The organism is Pseudomonadota bacterium (assembly GCA_039033415.1).
Classification (GTDB): Bacteria; Pseudomonadota; Gammaproteobacteria; order Xanthomonadales; family SZUA-38; genus JANQOZ01.
The window spans coordinates 86746-101279 of record JBCCCR010000022.1; the positions used below are offsets into that span (position 1 = coordinate 86746).

Annotated in this window: 15 protein-coding genes and 1 tRNA gene; all 16 read left to right on the forward strand. The window is 63.3% G+C overall.

Annotation, left to right across the window (positions count from 1 at the left end):
• Window positions 1-780 carry a tetratricopeptide repeat protein gene (locus AAF358_17865; protein MEM7707430.1) on the forward strand — a complete coding sequence of 260 codons (780 nt, stop codon included), beginning with the start codon at window positions 1-3 and terminating at the stop codon, window positions 778-780.
• A gap of 179 nt (window positions 781-959) precedes the next feature.
• Window positions 960-3482 (forward strand): integrin alpha, encoded by a 2523-nt coding sequence (locus AAF358_17870; GenBank protein ID MEM7707431.1) that lies wholly within the window; start codon window positions 960-962, stop codon window positions 3480-3482.
• A 95-nt stretch (window positions 3483-3577) separates the two neighbouring features.
• Window positions 3578-4342 carry a triose-phosphate isomerase gene (gene tpiA / locus AAF358_17875; GenBank protein ID MEM7707432.1) on the forward strand — a complete coding sequence of 255 codons (765 nt, stop codon included), beginning with the start codon at window positions 3578-3580 and terminating at the stop codon, window positions 4340-4342.
• A 41-nt stretch (window positions 4343-4383) separates the two neighbouring features.
• On the forward strand, window positions 4384-4845 hold the full coding sequence (secG, locus tag AAF358_17880) for a preprotein translocase subunit SecG (protein ID MEM7707433.1): 462 nt from the start codon (window positions 4384-4386) through the stop codon (window positions 4843-4845).
• A 17-nt stretch (window positions 4846-4862) separates the two neighbouring features.
• A tRNA-Leu gene (locus tag AAF358_17885) sits at window positions 4863-4947 on the forward strand.
• Between the two features lie 80 nt (window positions 4948-5027).
• Entirely contained in the window at window positions 5028-5384 is a 357-nt protein-coding gene (locus tag AAF358_17890; protein ID MEM7707434.1) for an NADH-quinone oxidoreductase subunit A, read from the forward strand.
• 46 nt (window positions 5385-5430) lie between these two features.
• Window positions 5431-5991: an NADH-quinone oxidoreductase subunit B family protein gene (locus AAF358_17895; GenBank protein MEM7707435.1), complete on the forward strand. Its 561-nt coding sequence runs from the start codon at window positions 5431-5433 to the stop codon at window positions 5989-5991.
• A 20-nt stretch (window positions 5992-6011) separates the two neighbouring features.
• Window positions 6012-6725 (forward strand): NADH-quinone oxidoreductase subunit C, encoded by a 714-nt coding sequence (locus AAF358_17900; GenBank protein MEM7707436.1) that lies wholly within the window; start codon window positions 6012-6014, stop codon window positions 6723-6725.
• Window positions 6718-7971: an NADH-quinone oxidoreductase subunit D gene (locus AAF358_17905; protein ID MEM7707437.1), complete on the forward strand. Its 1254-nt coding sequence runs from the start codon at window positions 6718-6720 to the stop codon at window positions 7969-7971. The genes AAF358_17900 and AAF358_17905 overlap by 8 nt, the downstream gene beginning before the upstream one ends.
• Complete coding sequence (gene nuoE, locus AAF358_17910; GenBank protein ID MEM7707438.1) at window positions 7968-8450, forward strand: NADH-quinone oxidoreductase subunit NuoE; 483 nt, start codon at window positions 7968-7970, stop codon at window positions 8448-8450. The genes AAF358_17905 and nuoE overlap by 4 nt, the downstream gene beginning before the upstream one ends.
• Before the next feature lie 27 nt (window positions 8451-8477).
• On the forward strand, window positions 8478-9779 hold the full coding sequence (gene nuoF, locus AAF358_17915; GenBank protein MEM7707439.1) for an NADH-quinone oxidoreductase subunit NuoF: 1302 nt from the start codon (window positions 8478-8480) through the stop codon (window positions 9777-9779).
• On the forward strand, window positions 9776-12142 hold the full coding sequence (gene nuoG / locus AAF358_17920; GenBank protein ID MEM7707440.1) for an NADH-quinone oxidoreductase subunit NuoG: 2367 nt from the start codon (window positions 9776-9778) through the stop codon (window positions 12140-12142). The genes nuoF and nuoG overlap by 4 nt, the downstream gene beginning before the upstream one ends.
• Window positions 12135-13136 (forward strand): NADH-quinone oxidoreductase subunit NuoH, encoded by a 1002-nt coding sequence (gene nuoH, locus AAF358_17925; GenBank protein ID MEM7707441.1) that lies wholly within the window; start codon window positions 12135-12137, stop codon window positions 13134-13136. The genes nuoG and nuoH overlap by 8 nt, the downstream gene beginning before the upstream one ends.
• Window positions 13133-13621: an NADH-quinone oxidoreductase subunit NuoI gene (gene nuoI, locus AAF358_17930; protein ID MEM7707442.1), complete on the forward strand. Its 489-nt coding sequence runs from the start codon at window positions 13133-13135 to the stop codon at window positions 13619-13621. The genes nuoH and nuoI overlap by 4 nt, the downstream gene beginning before the upstream one ends.
• Window positions 13621-14232 (forward strand): NADH-quinone oxidoreductase subunit J, encoded by a 612-nt coding sequence (locus AAF358_17935; GenBank protein MEM7707443.1) that lies wholly within the window; start codon window positions 13621-13623, stop codon window positions 14230-14232. Before nuoI ends, AAF358_17935 begins: the two co-directional genes overlap by 1 nt.
• The gene (gene nuoK / locus AAF358_17940) at window positions 14229-14534 is read left to right on the forward strand and encodes an NADH-quinone oxidoreductase subunit NuoK (protein MEM7707444.1); all 306 of its coding nucleotides are present in this window, start codon (window positions 14229-14231) and stop codon (window positions 14532-14534) included. Before AAF358_17935 ends, nuoK begins: the two co-directional genes overlap by 4 nt.

Sequence of the window (14534 nt, forward strand, 5' to 3'; positions counted from 1 at the left end):
GTGGCGCGCGTCGATCTCACGTCGATCAGAGCCCGGCGGGTGATGCTGCCCGTTTTGCTTTTGCTGACGTTTGCATCGGGCCTGAGGACCGCGGTCGGCGAGACGATTCCCGCCGGGGTGACGCTGCTGGCCCAGCTGGCCGACCGGGGTGACGCTGACGCGCAGTACGGGCTCGGTACCTGGTACATGGAAAACCACGCGTCGCAGTCCGAGCTGGAACAGGCCCGGGACTGGCTGCTGCAGGCAGCGCGCCAGCAGCACGTTCACGCCATGTTCCGCCTCGGCGTCATGCTTAACCGATTCGATAGCCTGCGCGATGAAGGGCAGTCGATGACCTGGGTTCGCGGCGCGGCTGAGGCCGGGCTGGCGGATGCCCAGGCGCTGTTTGGTATGTACCTGTTTCAGGGGTTGGACGGCAGCACGCCCGACTGTACCGCCGCGGCCGGCTGGCTGGAGAAAGCGGACGCGGTGGGTCACGAGACCGCCCAGAGCAATCTCGTGTGGGTGCTGGCGACCTGCCCGGTGGAGGGTCAGCGCGATGGATCCCGCGCGCTGCGCCTGGCCTTCGATCAGGTCTATCGACGAGGCATGAAGACCGCCAATCAGATGGACAACCTCGCCGCCGCCTACGCGGCCGCCGGCGATTTTCTGAGCGCTGAGGTGGCTCAGCGGGAGGCGCTGGCGATGGAGGAGGACCCGGAAGTCAAAGCGATTTTTCAGGAGCACCTCGACAGCTACCTCAAGCGTGAGGCCTGGGTGGAGCATCCGACGCCTCGCTAGCCGGCCCCGGAAGCCTCCGATTCTGGCCCGAATACGCATTAGTCAGCCTTTTCTTCGTCCTCACTCAGGCCTCAGCCAGCGGGTTGATCGGGCCAGCGCCCAGGGCGCTGAACTACGACGACTTGCGTACTTGGTCAGTCGCCCTACAATAAAAGTGCTGTTTTTCATCGAGTGCCACGATGTTGAAAAAGAACAAGATCCAGAGCCTGTCGGCTCTTCTGGGGCTATGGCTTTGCGCTGACGTGCTGGCGCAATCCATTGAGCTGAACCTGACGAAGGCTGTCTCGGACAGCAACGGCGCGGCCGTTGACGGGGCTTCAGCCGGGGACCTCCTCGGCTGGGCCGTGAGCGGGGACGGCGACTACAACGGCGACGGCATCAACGATCTGGCGATCGCCGCGCAGGGTTTCGACGTTGTCGGTGCCAACGGTACGTCCAACAACGCCGGTGCCGTCTACGTGGTCTTCGGCAGCAGCGAAGGCTTCGATCAAATCGATCTGGCCGGGCTCACGGCGGCTGGCGGCGGCGACGGCAGCCGCGGCTTTGTCCTGTTTGGCCAGCTCACCAACGAAAACGTCGGCAACGCGCTGGCGAGCGCTGGCGACGTGAATGGCGACGGTATCGACGATCTGCTGATCGGCTCCACCACGATGCAAAACGCCCTGGGGGGCGGCGGTGTCTACCTGATTTTCGGTCGCAGCGCCGCTGACCCGATGCCGGCGGAGTTCTTTCTGAGCAACCTGCGGACCTCAGACAACGTCAACAGCGGCTTTGGTGTTGTGCTGGAGGGCAGTCAGGCCGGTGGCCGGTCCGGCACCGCCCTGGTCGGCAACATCGACGTCAACGTCGACGGCCGGTCAGATATGGTGATTGGCAGCCTCTTTTTCGGCGCGGGTCGGACCCCGCGGCCGGGGATCATCAACGTGCTTTATGGCCGCTCGGCCGATAACCCGTGGCCGGCGGTTCAGCGGCTCATCGATCTGCGCGACAACCTCGGCACCGGTGACGAAGGCTTTCAGATTATCGGCGACGTGGCCTCAAGCGCGCTGGGCAGCCGCCTGGCCGCTACGGGCGATTTTACCGGGGACGGTTTCGATGATTTTGTGATGGGTTCACCCAGCGCGAGCGCGTCGGACGGCATTGGCAACAGCGCGGGCTTTTTGATACCCGGCCGTGTATCGGGTCCGGGTGAGGGCTATGGCAGCGGGCTTAACCTGTCGCTTGAAGAGGAGCGGGTTTTTGTCCACCGCCTGCTCGGCGACGTGGCCGAGGACCAGGCGGGTGAAGCGGTGGCCGGCCTGGGCGACGTCAACGGTGATGGACGGCCGGATCTGGCGGTGAGTGCGCCCCTGGCTGACCACAACGGCGAAGACAGCGGCAGCGTCTACGTGTTCTATGGTCGGCCAGCCTCGCGACCGGTGCCGGAGAGCTATTCGCTGGCCGGGCTGCTGCCGGAGAACGGCGGCGACGGCAGCGATGGCTTTGTGCTGGTCGGCGCCCCGGGGCAGGAACTCGGTGACGCAATCGCGGGTGCGGGTGACTTCAACGGTGACGGGCTGGACGATTTCCTGGTTGGCGCCAAGGCGGACGGCCAGGGCGCCCAGGAGGCGGGTGCCGTCTATGTGGTCTACGGCCGAGCCGGCGGCTTTCCGGCGCGGGTGGAAGTCGCGGGCCTGAGCGCCAGTGACCAGGGGCAGAAGCTCCTCGGCGAAGCGGTAGACGATAGCGTCGGTGATCGGCTCGCCGTCGGGCGCGATCTCGATCGGGACGGCAACCCCGAGATTTTGGTCGGCGCTCGTCAGGTGGACGTGGCGGGAGCCAACGATGGACGTATCTACGCGATCAATGGCCAAGGCGGCTCGCTGGCTGGCCTGGTGGGGGCTGACAGCCGGGCTTGGTACGACCCGCAGCGCGCCGGCGAGGGGATTATGGTTGAGGTGGGCACCCTGGACGGCGGTCCGTCCCTGTTTGTGACCTGGTATACGCACGTTGGCGGTGAGCAGCTCTGGCTGGCTGCCGGGCCGGTGAGCCTGGAGCCTGACCAGACGGAGGTCACCATGGACCTGCTGAGCACCTCGGGCGGCAGCTTCGGCGCTGATTTTGACGCTGATGCGGTGGCGTTTGACGTCTGGGGCAGCGTCACCTTCACCCGAGTTGCGTGCGATCAGCTGCTGTGGCGCTATCAGGGGCCACCCGAAATCGGCGGCGGCCAGCGCCAGTTCCTGCCGCTGCTCAGCGACCTGCTGCAGCAGCCCGGCTGCACCGACAACTCGGATGCCAAAGGCGCGGCGGGTGCCAGCCTGGGCGCGGGCAGCGCCGGCGCCTGGTGGGATCCGGCGCGGGCTGGCGAAGGTGTGGTAGTGGACCTGGAAACGCGGGGCGCCCAGCCGACGCTGTTTTTCAGCTGGTTTACCTACCACGACGGCGCCCAGCGCTGGCTGGTGGGCAGCGCAGCCTTTGACCCGGCAAGCGGCATAGTTGAGCCGCTGTCGCTGGTCGAACCGGCCGGCGCGCAGTTTGGCGCCGCCTTCAATCCGCAGGATGTGTTCAACCGCCCCTGGGGCCAGGCGACGCTTAGCTTCTCCGCCTGTAACGGCCTGGCGGTTCAGTACGAGGGGGCGTTCGACGGCGGGTCAGATCAGGCCGGGAGCCTGTCCCTGGTGCGATTCACCGGCCAGCCGTTTGGTCTGAGCTGCCCCTGACCCCCTGTCCATGAGGTCCTGTTTCAGGGCCACCTCGTCAGGCTTGCGCCCCCGCAACGCCGCCGTTATCCTTGCGCGTCAATTTTCGGGGAGTGATGTCTATGCGCCGCGTGATGGTCGCCGGCAACTGGAAAATGCATGGAAGCTTCGCGGGTAACCGCCAGCTGGTCGAGGCGATCAGCGCGGGGCTGCCGGCGGAGTCGTCGGTGGACGTGGCGGTGTTTGTGCCTGGGCCATACCTGGCGGCCACGGTCGAGCTGGTCCGAGGCTCGCCGGTTGCAGTCGGCGCGCAGGATGTGAGCGTCCATGAGCAAGGTGCCTACACCGGCGAAACCAGCAGCGCGATGATCGGTGACTGTGGCGCCACCATGACCTTGGTAGGACACTCCGAGCGCCGTACCCTTCACGGCGAGAGTAATGAGCAGGTAGCGCTCAAGGCCAAAGCGGCGCTGGGCTCCGGGCTGACGCCCGTCGTGTGCATCGGGGAGACGCTCGCGCAGCGCGAGGCCGGCACCACCGAAGCGGTGGTCGCCGAACAGATTGACGCCGTCATCGATCAGCTCGAAATAGCTGGCTTAGGCCGCTGCGTGCTGGCCTACGAGCCGGTATGGGCCATCGGCACCGGCGTCACGGCGAGCCCGGAACAGGCGCAGGACGTACACGCGTTTATCCGGTCCAAAATCGCCGCATTGGATGCTACAATAGGCGGTCAACTTCGCATTCTTTACGGCGGCAGCGTGAAGGGCAGCAATGCCGGCGAGCTGTTTGCCATGGCGGACATCGACGGCGGCCTGATTGGCGGTGCTTCGTTGTCTGCCGAAAATTTCCTGCCGATCTGCCACGCCGGGGAACAAGCCTGAGGCGCGCGGGTCTGAGTGCAGTGATCTGAACGGATAGTTACATGGACGCCATATTCAGCATTATTCAGGTGTTAATCGCGATCGCGATGATCGCCATCATCCTGATCCAGCGGGGGCCGGGTGCCGCCGCCGGTTCGGGTTTCGGCGCCGGTGCTTCAGGCACGGTTTTCGGGGCCCGCGGATCCGGGTCATTTCTCACCCGCACCACCGGTTTGCTGGCGATCGCGTTTTTTGCCGTCAGCATGACGATGGCGGTGCTCGCCAGCCGCGTCGCCAGCACCTCTGCCGGCCCGGATCTTGGCGTGATGGGTGAAATCGAACAAAGCACGCCGGAGGTTCCGGCCTTCGACGTGCCGACGCTGGAGGTACCGGAAGTCAGCACGCCGTCGCAGACCGACGACGTCCCGGTGGTTCCGGCGCCGGAAGGCGCGGGTGAAGAGGGTGCCGGCGGTGCGGCGATGGAGGCCGCCCAGCCTGAGGGAGAGGAAACGCCGGAGCCCTGAGCCCGGAGATCATCAAAGCCGAAGTGGTGGAATTGGTAGACACGCTGTCTTGAGGGGGCAGTGGCGCAAGCCGTGCCGGTTCGAGTCCGGCCTTCGGCACCATTTGAAAAGTCGAACATTGAACGACGAAATTGCGAGCGTAAAGATGTTGGTTCGCGGAGTCGATACGGTAAAATTAGCCCATGCTAGCTAATTACCTGCCCATACTGTTGTTTCTTATCGTGGCCCTCGCGTTTGGCGCTGTTTTGGTCCTCGCGGGCGGCATTATTGGCCCGAACCGCCCGTCCGCGGAAAAGCTTGCGCCCTATGAGTGCGGCTTCGAGGCCTTCGAAGACGCGCGGATGAAGTTCGACGTTCGCTATTACCTCGTCGCAATCCTATTCATCATCTTTGATCTCGAGATCGCCTTTCTGTTTCCCTGGGCGGTGGTCCTCGATCGAATCGGATTATTCGGCCTGATTTCCATGACGCTGTTCCTGCTGATTTTGGTGATCGGCTTTGTGTACGAGTGGAAAAAGGGTGCGTTGGATTGGGAATGATGACTGACGCTGCCCCCCTGCCGCTGCCAAACAGGATCGTTTGCTGATGAAAATGTTGATGTCTTCGCGCAACGCCACCGACCCGGGCAACGAGTACGGGCTCGGGATCGTTGACGACATTCTTCGCCCCGAAGACGACAACCCGGTCATGGACCGGGGCTTTGCCGTGACCTCGGTGGACGCGCTGATGAACTGGGCCCGCACCGGCTCGATGTGGCCGGTGACCTTTGGTCTGGCGTGCTGCGCGGTCGAGATGATGCATGCCGGCGCCTCGCGTTATGACCTGGATCGTTTCGGCGTGATCTTCCGCCCCAGCCCCCGCCAGTCGGACGTCATGATTGTGGCCGGTACGCTGGTGAACAAGATGGCCCCGGCGCTGCGCAAGGTATACGACCAGATGGCGGACCCCAAGTGGGTGATCTCCATGGGTTCCTGTGCCAACGGCGGTGGGTATTACCACTACTCCTATTCGGTGGTGCGGGGCTGCGATCGGATTGTGCCGGTCGACATCTACGTGCCGGGCTGCCCGCCGACCGCTGAAGCGCTGATGTACGGCATTTTGCAGCTCCAGTCCAAGGTGCGAAAAACCAGCACCATCGCCCGCTGAAACCTACGGCCAGAGTCTAGATGCTAGAAAAATCTGCAATGCTGCCCGATCGCCTGCGCGACACGCTCGGCGATCTGGCGTTGAACATCATCGAGGCGCCGACCGGCGTGACCGCCGAGGTGGCGGCCGCCAGCTGGGTCGAATGCTGCCGCCTGGCCCGCGACGAGCTGGGCTTTGAGCAGCTGATCGACCTCTGTGGCGTCGACTACCTGAGCTACGGCGAAGATGAGTGGGATACCGATGACGCCACCTCGGAGACGTTCTCCCGCGGCATCGAGGGTGACGGCGGTCCGGGCCGCTTTGACTGGGCGGGCCGACCGACCAACGTCAGCGGGCAGCGATTTGCGGTGGTTGCCCACCTCTTGTCCATCAGCAACAACGAGCGGCTGCGGCTGCGCTGCAAGGTGCCCGACGATGAGGTGCCGGCGGTGGCGTCGCTGGTCGACACCTGGCCGTCCGCCAACTGGTTCGAGCGCGAGGCGTTCGATCTGTTCGGCATCATCTTTGAGGGGCATCCGGATCTGCGGCGCCTGCTGACCGATTACGGGTTTATCGGCCACCCCTTCCGCAAAGACTTCCCGCTCATCGGCAACGTTGAGGTGCGCTACGATCCGGAAAAGGGCCGGGTGATCTATCAGCCGGTCAGCATCGAACCGCGGGTGCTGGTGCCCAAGGTAATTCGCTCCGACTCGCGCTACGGCCAGCAGGGCGCCAAAGGGGGCTCCCGTGGCTGAGATCCGCAACTACACCATGAACTTCGGCCCGCAGCACCCGTCCGCGCACGGGGTGCTGCGCCTCATTCTGGAAATGGATGGTGAGGTGGTCCAGCGGGCGGATCCGCACGTTGGGCTCCTACACCGCGGCACGGAAAAGCTCGCCGAGAGCAAACCCTACAACCAGTCGATCGGCTACATGGATCGGCTCGACTACGTCTCGATGATGTGCAACGAGCACGCGTACGTGCGGGCCATCGAAGGCCTGCTGGGGGTCGAGGCGCCGAAGCGAGCGCAGTACATCCGCACGCTGTTTGACGAGGTCACCCGAATCCTCAATCACCTGATGTGGATCGGCACCCACGGCCTGGATCTGGGTGCCATGGCCCTGTTTCTCTACGCCTTCCGGGAGCGCGAGCAGCTGCTCGACTGCTATGAGGCGGTGTCCGGTGCTCGCATGCACGCCACCTATTACCGGCCCGGCGGCGTCTACCGTGATCTGCCGGAGCAGATGCCCAAATACACCGAGACGCCCTGGACCAAGGGTGACGACCTGAAAAGGGTCAACGAGTGGCGCGAGGGCAGTATGCTGGACTACTTCGACGCCTTCGCGAACGACTTCTACGACCGGGTCGACGAATACGAAACGCTGCTGACCGACAACCGGATCTGGAAGCAGCGCACGGTCAACATCGCTGAGGTCAGCGCTGAACGGGCCATCGAGCTCGGCTTTTCCGGGCCGATGCTGCGGGGCTCAGGCGTTGCCTGGGACCTGCGGAAAAAGCAGCCGTATGCCGCTTATGACGAGGTCGAGTTCGACATCCCCGTCGGCACCAACGGCGACTGCTACGACCGGTATCTGGTGCGGATGGAAGAGATGCGTCAGTCCAACCGGATCATCCAGCAGTGCGTAAAGTGGCTGCGCGAGAACCCTGGCCCCGTGATGGTCGACAACCAGAAGATCATCGCGCCGACCCGGGAAGAGATGAAAGACGACATGGAGTCGTTGATTCACCACTTTAAGCTGTTCACCGAGGGATACTGCGTGCCGGAAGGGGAGAGCTACGCGGCCGTTGAGGCGCCCAAGGGTGAGTTTGGGGCCTACATTATTTCCGACGGTTCGAACAAACCGTTCCGCCTGCACCTGCGCGCGCCGGGTTTTGCCCACCTGGCGGCGATGGACGAAATGGTGCGCGGCCACATGCTGTCGGACGTGGTGGCCGTGATCGGAACTCAGGATATTGTTTTCGGAGAAATCGACCGATGACCACGCTGTCCGCTGATACCCAAAGCAAAATCGATCACTGGGTGGCCAAATTTCCGCCCGAGCAAAAGCGCTCGGCGGTGATCCAGGCGCTGACGGCGGCACAGGACCAGAACGGCGGCTGGCTCAGCAAAGCGCTGATCACCGACGTTGCGGCATATCTGGATATCCCCGCCGCTTGGGCCTACGAGGTGGCGTCATTTTACTCCCTGTTCCACCTGGAGCCCTGCGGGCGCAACAAGGTGGCGCTGTGTACCAACATCTCCTGCTGGCTGCGGGGCGCCAATGATCTCGCCGGCTACCTGGAGAAAAAACTCGGCATCGAAATGGGTGAGACGACCGACGACGGCCGCATCACCTTGGTGCAGGAAGAGGAGTGCCTGGCGGGCTGCGTCGGTGCACCCATGATGATCGTGAACGGCCACTATCACGAAAATCTCGACGAAAAGAAGGTGGATGAAATTCTGGACGGTCTGTCCTGATGGCGGGCCGCGATGCTGGAGCAATACATGTCTGAATCGGGTTTGGTTTCACTGACAACGGTCGACCGGGACGAGCCCTGGTCGCTGGAAACCTATCGTTCGCTGGGCGGCTATGAGGCGCTGGAGAAAATTCTGGCTGACAAGACGCCGCAGGAAGAAATCATCGAAACCATCAAGGCTTCCGCGCTGCGCGGCCGTGGTGGTGCCGGCTTTCCGACGGGCCTGAAGTGGTCGTTTATGCCGCGCAACGCGCCCGGTCAGAAATACGTGCTCTGCAACTCGGACGAGTCCGAGCCGGGGACCTGTCACGATCGGGACATCCTGCGCTTCAACCCGCACTCGGTGGTGGAAGGCATGATCATCGGCGGTTACGCCATGGGATGTACCGTCGGCTACAACTACCTGCGGGGCGAGTTTCACCACGAGCCGTTTGAGCGTTTTGACGCGGCCGTGGCAGAAGCCTACGAGGCGGGGTATCTGGGCAAAAACATCAAAGGCAGCGGGATCGATTTTGATCTCTACGCCGCGCTCGGCGCCGGCGCCTACATCTGCGGGGAAGAAACCGCGCTGATGGAATCGCTGGAGGGCAAAAAAGGCCAGCCGCGCTTCAAGCCGCCGTTTCCCGCGAACTTTGGGCTGTACGGCAAACCCAGCACAATCAACAACACCGAAACCTTTGCCTCGGTGCCGGCCATCATGCGCAACGGCGCCGACTGGTTTCTCAACATCGGCATTCCCAACAACGGCGGTCCCAAGTGTTTCTCGGTGTCTGGTCACGTCAATCGACCCGGCAACTACGAGATTCCGCTCGGAACCCCTTTTAAGGACATGCTGGAAATGGCGGGCGGTATGCTGAACGGCAGTCAGCTGAAGGCCGTGATCCCCGGCGGATCGTCGATGCCGGTGCTGCCGGCGGAAACCATGATGGACATCACCATGGACTTCGACAGCCTGCAGAAGGCGGGCTCTGGCCTTGGATCTGGCGCGGTCATCGTGATGAACGATGCCACCTGCATGGTCAAAGCCTGCCAACGGATCTCTCGGTTTTACTACAAAGAGTCTTGCGGCCAGTGCACGCCCTGCCGCGAAGGTACCGGCTGGATGTATCGGGTCTTGAGCCGCATCGTCGACGGCAAAGGCCGCAGCGAAGACGTGGAGCTGCTTAAGTCGGCAGCCGGCCAGATCGAGGGGCATACCATCTGCGCGTTTGGCGAAGCCGCCGCGTGGCCGGTACAGGGATTCCTGCGTCACTTCTGGCACGAGTTTGAGTACTACGTGGAGCACGGCCGCTCGATGGTTGACGGCGGCGCTACCGGAGTGGCGGCATGAGCGAGACCCCCGTAGCCACCGATACCGTCACGATCGAAATCGATGGCGTCGAAATGGAGGCGCCGAAAGGCTCGATGATCATCGAGGCCGCTGACAAGGCCGGCATGACCATTCCGCGCTTCTGCTACCACGAGAAGCTCTCGATTGCGGCCAACTGCCGCATGTGCCTGGTGGACGTGGAGAAGGCGCCGAAGCCGCTGCCCGCCTGCGCCACGCCGGTGATGGACGGGATGAAGGTGTATACCCAGTCCAAGCGCGCTCAGTCAGCACAGCAGAACGTGATGGAGTTTCTGCTGATCAATCACCCGCTCGATTGCCCGATCTGTGATCAGGGCGGCGAGTGCGAGCTGCAGGACGTGTCCATGGGCTTCGGACGCTCGGCGTCGCGCTTTACCGAGCGCAAGCGGGTGGTCAAAGATGAGGACCTCGGTTCGCTGATCAGCACCGAGATGACCCGCTGCATCCACTGCACCCGCTGCGTGCGTTTCCTCGACGAGATCTCCGGCACCAACGAGCTGGGCGGAATCGGCCGCGGAGACCGCACCTTCATCAGCACCTTTATCGAACGCTCTATCGACTCGGAGCTGTCGGGCAACATTATCGACCTGTGTCCGGTCGGCGCGCTGACCAACAAACCGTTCCGCTTTACCGCCCGCTCCTGGGAGCTGCGCGCGAAGCCATCCATCGCCAACTTCGACTGCGTCGGTTCAAATCTGCACTACCACGCGCGGCGCGGCAAGATCCTGCGCAGCGTTCCTCGCGACAACGAGGCGGTCAACGAAAGCTGGCTGTCGGACCGCGATCGCTGGGGTTTCCATGGGCTGGAGGGTGACGACCGTATCACCGCGCCGATGCTGCGGCGTGACGGGCAGTGGCAGGAGGTCAGCTGGCGAGAAGCGCTCGACGTTGCCGCCGATCGGCTGAAGGCAGCGGGCACCAGCGGTTTTCTGCTGTCGCCCCACGCCAGCAACGAAGAGCTCTACCTGGCCCAGAAGCTGGCCCGTGGCCTCGGCAGCCACAATGTGGATCACCGGCTGCGCGAACGCGATCTTTCCGACCAGGCGACGCTTGGCACCGCACCTGGGCTTGGCCAGAGTCTGGCTGAGCTGGCGGCCAGCGACGCGGTTTTTCTCATCGGCGCGAACGTCCGCCACGAGCAGCCGCTCATCGGGCATCGGGTTCGGCAGGCCTGGCGATCCGGCGCCAAGATCTACAGCCTGTCCTCGCGCGACTATGCCAATCATTTCGAGCTCAGCGAATCGCTGCTGGTGCCGCCGACAGAGCTTGTCGCCGCGCTGGCTGGGGTGGCCGCTGCACTCAGCGTCAAAGCGGACGGCGCGCTGGCAGAACTGGTGGGTAATGCGCCGGCCTCCGACGCCGGCCAGCGTATTGCTGATGGCCTGAAGAGCGCTGAGCGTGCCACGGTTATGCTCGGGCACGTGGCGTTGATCAGCGACCGGGCGGCGACGCTGCGTGCGCTCTGCCACGCGATCTGCGAGGCCGCCGGTGCAACCTATGCCGAACCGCCGCTGGGCGCGAACAGCGTGGGTGCCTGGCGGCTTGGCGCCGTACCGCATCGGCTGGCCGGCGGCGCGGATGCGCCCGCCGGTGGCCTCAACGCCCGCGAAATGCTGGCCGCCGATCTCGACCTGGCGCTGGTGTACGACCTCGAGCCGATGCTGGACACGGCGGAGGGTACCCAGGCGACCGAGCATCTCACTCGGATCCCGACCGTCATTCACATCGGCCCGTTCCTGACGCCGGAGGTTCAGCAGTACGCGGACGTGATTCTGCCGCTTGCGCCGCTGCCGGAGTGTGAGGGCAGCCTGACCAATCTGGCGGGGCTGGTGCAGGGTAGCGCGGCGGCGCAGAAGCCCCCGGGTGAAGCGCGCCCCGGCTGGAAAATCCTCAAGGCGCTGGCGGACACCGCTGACGTCGCCGGCTTTGACTACGTCGACTTTGTCTCCGTCCACGAGGCGGTCCTGGGTGAACTCAAGGATCTCGAAGCCCGGGGTTATCAGCTGCCTCCCGAGCTGGCGTCAGCGCCCTCGGGTGACGGGCTCAGCGTCTTGCTGGAAACGCCGATCTACGCCGGCAGCAGCGTCGTGCGCAGAAGCCATCCTCTGCAGGAGACTGCCCACGGGGAACACGGCCACCTGAGCGTGCACCCCGACACGATGGCAACCGCCGGGCTGGCGGCCGGAGAAATCTCGGTAACCGTTGCTGAGCAAGCGGTCGCCGTGATGCTGCAGGCGGATGACACGCTGGCGCCGAACACGGTCCGGGTCACCGCCGGCACCGCCGCGTCGAGCGCGCTGGTGGCGGAGGACTTCCTCAAACTGGCGGTTGACGCTGATGAATGATTCGCTGATCTATCTGGCCTGGACGGTGGCCAAGATCCTGGCCATCGTCATACCGGTCACGATTTCAGTCGCGATGTTTGTTTACGCCGAGCGCAAGGTGATCGGCTTCATGCACTCGCGCATGGGGCCCAACCGCGTGGGGCCGCTCGGGTTGTTCCAGACGTTTGCCGACGTCTTCAAGCTGATCATGAAAGAGGTGATTCTGCCGACGTCGGCCAATCGCTTCCTGTTCATCCTGGCGCCGCTCATTACTCTCGCGCCGGCGCTGGCCGCCTGGGCCGTGATTCCCTTCAGCGCAAAGCTGGTCCTGTCCAACATCAACGCTGGCTTGCTCTACGTCCTGGCGATGACGTCTCTGGGCGTCTACGGCATCATCATCGCCGGCTGGGCGTCCAACTCGAAGTACGCGTTTCTGGGCGCCATGCGATCCGCAGCGCAGATTGTGTCGTACGAAATTGCCATGGGGTTTGCGCTGGTCGGGGTGCTGATTGCCGCGGGCAGCCTCAACCTCGTCGAGATTGTTGAAGCTCAGCAGGGTGGCGTTTGGAACTGGTTCTTCCTGCCGCTGCTGCCGCTGTTTGTCATCTACTTTATCTCCGGCGTGGCCGAAACCAACCGCGCGCCGTTTGACGTGGCGGAAGGGGAGTCGGAGATTGTCGCCGGCTTCCACGTCGAGTACTCAGGCGCGCCGTTTGCGGTGTTCTTCCTGGCCGAGTACGCCAACATGATTCTGATCGCGGCGCTGTCGACGACCCTGTTCGCCGGCGGCTGGCTGTCACCGTTTCCGGCGCTGATCCCGGACCACTCGCTGTGGTTTTTCCTGAAGACCTTTTTCTTTTGTTTCCTGTACCTGTGGTTTCGCTCGACCTTTCCCCGGTACCGCTATGACCAGATCATGCGGCTGGGCTGGAAGGTCTTCATTCCGATCACCATCGTGTGGATCTTAGTGGTTGCGCTGATGGTGGTTAAACAGTGGCTGTGGTGGGCACCATGAACAGCGTTGCTAACTATTTTCGGTCTCTGGCGCTGCTGGAACTGCTGAAGGGCATGTCCGTGACGCTGCGCTACATGTTTGCGCCCAAGGTGACCATCCGGTATCCGGAAGAGAAGACGCCGAAATCGAATCGTTTTCGCGGGCTGCACGCGCTGCGCCGCTATCCCAACGGCGAGGAGCGCTGCATCGCCTGCAAACTGTGTGAGGCGGTCTGTCCGGCGCTGGCGATTACGATCGACTCCGAGCCGCGCGACGACGGGTCGCGGCGCACAACGCGCTACGACATCGATCTGTTCAAATGTATCTACTGCGGTTTCTGCGAAGAGTCCTGTCCGGTGGACTCCATCGTCGAAACCCATATCCATGAATTCCATTTCGAAAACCGCGGGGAGAACGTGGTGACCAAACAACAACTATTGGCCATCGGGGATCGCTTTGAGCAAGATCTGGCTGCGGCCCGCCGCCAGGACGCAGCGTACCGGTAATGCTCGAACAAATCGTTTTCTTTACGCTGGCGGCAGCCCTGGTTGCATCGGCGCTGGCGGTGATCAGCGCGCGCAATCCGGTGTATGCGGCGCTCTACCTGGTGCTCTGCTTTTTCACCAGCGCGGCCATCTGGCTGCTGTTGGAGGTGGAGTTCCTGGCGATTGTGCTGATCCTGGTTTACGTCGGGGCAGTGATGGTGCTCTTCCTGTTTGTGGTGATGATGCTGGATGTGAACGTCGCGCCGCTCAAGGAAGGGTTTGCCCGCTACCTGCCGGTTGGGCTGCTCGTGGCGGCGGCCATGCTCGCCGAGATGCTCCTGGTGCTCGGGGCACAGCGCTTTGGCCTGGAGCGATTCCCCGCACCGGTGCCCAATCCGCCTGACTACAACAACACCCGGGAGCTGGGTGAGGTGCTCTACACCCAGTACGTTTACCCGTTTGAAATCGCGGCCGTCATCCTGCTGGTTGCCATCGTGGCGGCGATTGCGCTGACGCTGCGACGTCGGCCGCAGGTGAAGCACCAGACGCCCTCCAAGCAGGTGCAGGTCAAGCGCGAGGATCGGCTGAAGATCATCTCCATGCCGGCGGAAAAGCGTGAGGTGGAATCATGATTGGCCTCAACCATTTCCTGGTGCTGGGCGCGGTGATGTTCTGCATCTCCGTAGCGGGCATCTTCCTCAACCGGAAAAACGTGCTGATTCTGCTGATGGCCATCGAGCTGATGCTGCTGGCCGTGAACATGAACTTTGTGGCGTTCTCCCGGTTCCTCGGCAACACCGACGGCCAGGTTTTTGTGTTCTTTATCCTCACCGTGGCGGCGGCGGAGGCGGCCATCGGGCTTGCGATCCTGGTGGTGCTGTTCCGCAACCGTGAAACCATCAACGTGGAAGAACTGGACTCCCTGAAGGGCTGA

What these genes read in the sequence shown, in the direction of transcription:
- AAF358_17870 (MEM7707431.1), top strand. Translation starts at nt 960, where the DNA reads ATGTTGAAAAAGAACAAGATCCAGAGCCTGTCGGCTCTTCTGGGGCTA.
- tpiA (MEM7707432.1), top strand. Translation starts at nt 3,578, where the DNA reads ATGTCTATGCGCCGCGTGATGGTCGCCGGCAACTGGAAAATGCATGGA.
- secG (MEM7707433.1), top strand. Translation starts at nt 4,384, where the DNA reads ATGGACGCCATATTCAGCATTATTCAGGTGTTAATCGCGATCGCGATG.
- AAF358_17890 (MEM7707434.1), top strand. Translation starts at nt 5,028, where the DNA reads ATGCTAGCTAATTACCTGCCCATACTGTTGTTTCTTATCGTGGCCCTC.
- AAF358_17895 (MEM7707435.1), top strand. Translation starts at nt 5,431, where the DNA reads ATGAAAATGTTGATGTCTTCGCGCAACGCCACCGACCCGGGCAACGAG.
- AAF358_17900 (MEM7707436.1), top strand. Translation starts at nt 6,012, where the DNA reads ATGCTAGAAAAATCTGCAATGCTGCCCGATCGCCTGCGCGACACGCTC.
- nuoE (MEM7707438.1), top strand. Translation starts at nt 7,968, where the DNA reads ATGACCACGCTGTCCGCTGATACCCAAAGCAAAATCGATCACTGGGTG.
- nuoF (MEM7707439.1), top strand. Translation starts at nt 8,478, where the DNA reads ATGTCTGAATCGGGTTTGGTTTCACTGACAACGGTCGACCGGGACGAG.
- nuoG (MEM7707440.1), top strand. Translation starts at nt 9,776, where the DNA reads ATGAGCGAGACCCCCGTAGCCACCGATACCGTCACGATCGAAATCGAT.
- nuoH (MEM7707441.1), top strand. Translation starts at nt 12,135, where the DNA reads ATGAATGATTCGCTGATCTATCTGGCCTGGACGGTGGCCAAGATCCTG.
- nuoI (MEM7707442.1), top strand. Translation starts at nt 13,133, where the DNA reads ATGAACAGCGTTGCTAACTATTTTCGGTCTCTGGCGCTGCTGGAACTG.
- AAF358_17935 (MEM7707443.1), top strand. Translation starts at nt 13,621, where the DNA reads ATGCTCGAACAAATCGTTTTCTTTACGCTGGCGGCAGCCCTGGTTGCA.
- nuoK (MEM7707444.1), top strand. Translation starts at nt 14,229, where the DNA reads ATGATTGGCCTCAACCATTTCCTGGTGCTGGGCGCGGTGATGTTCTGC.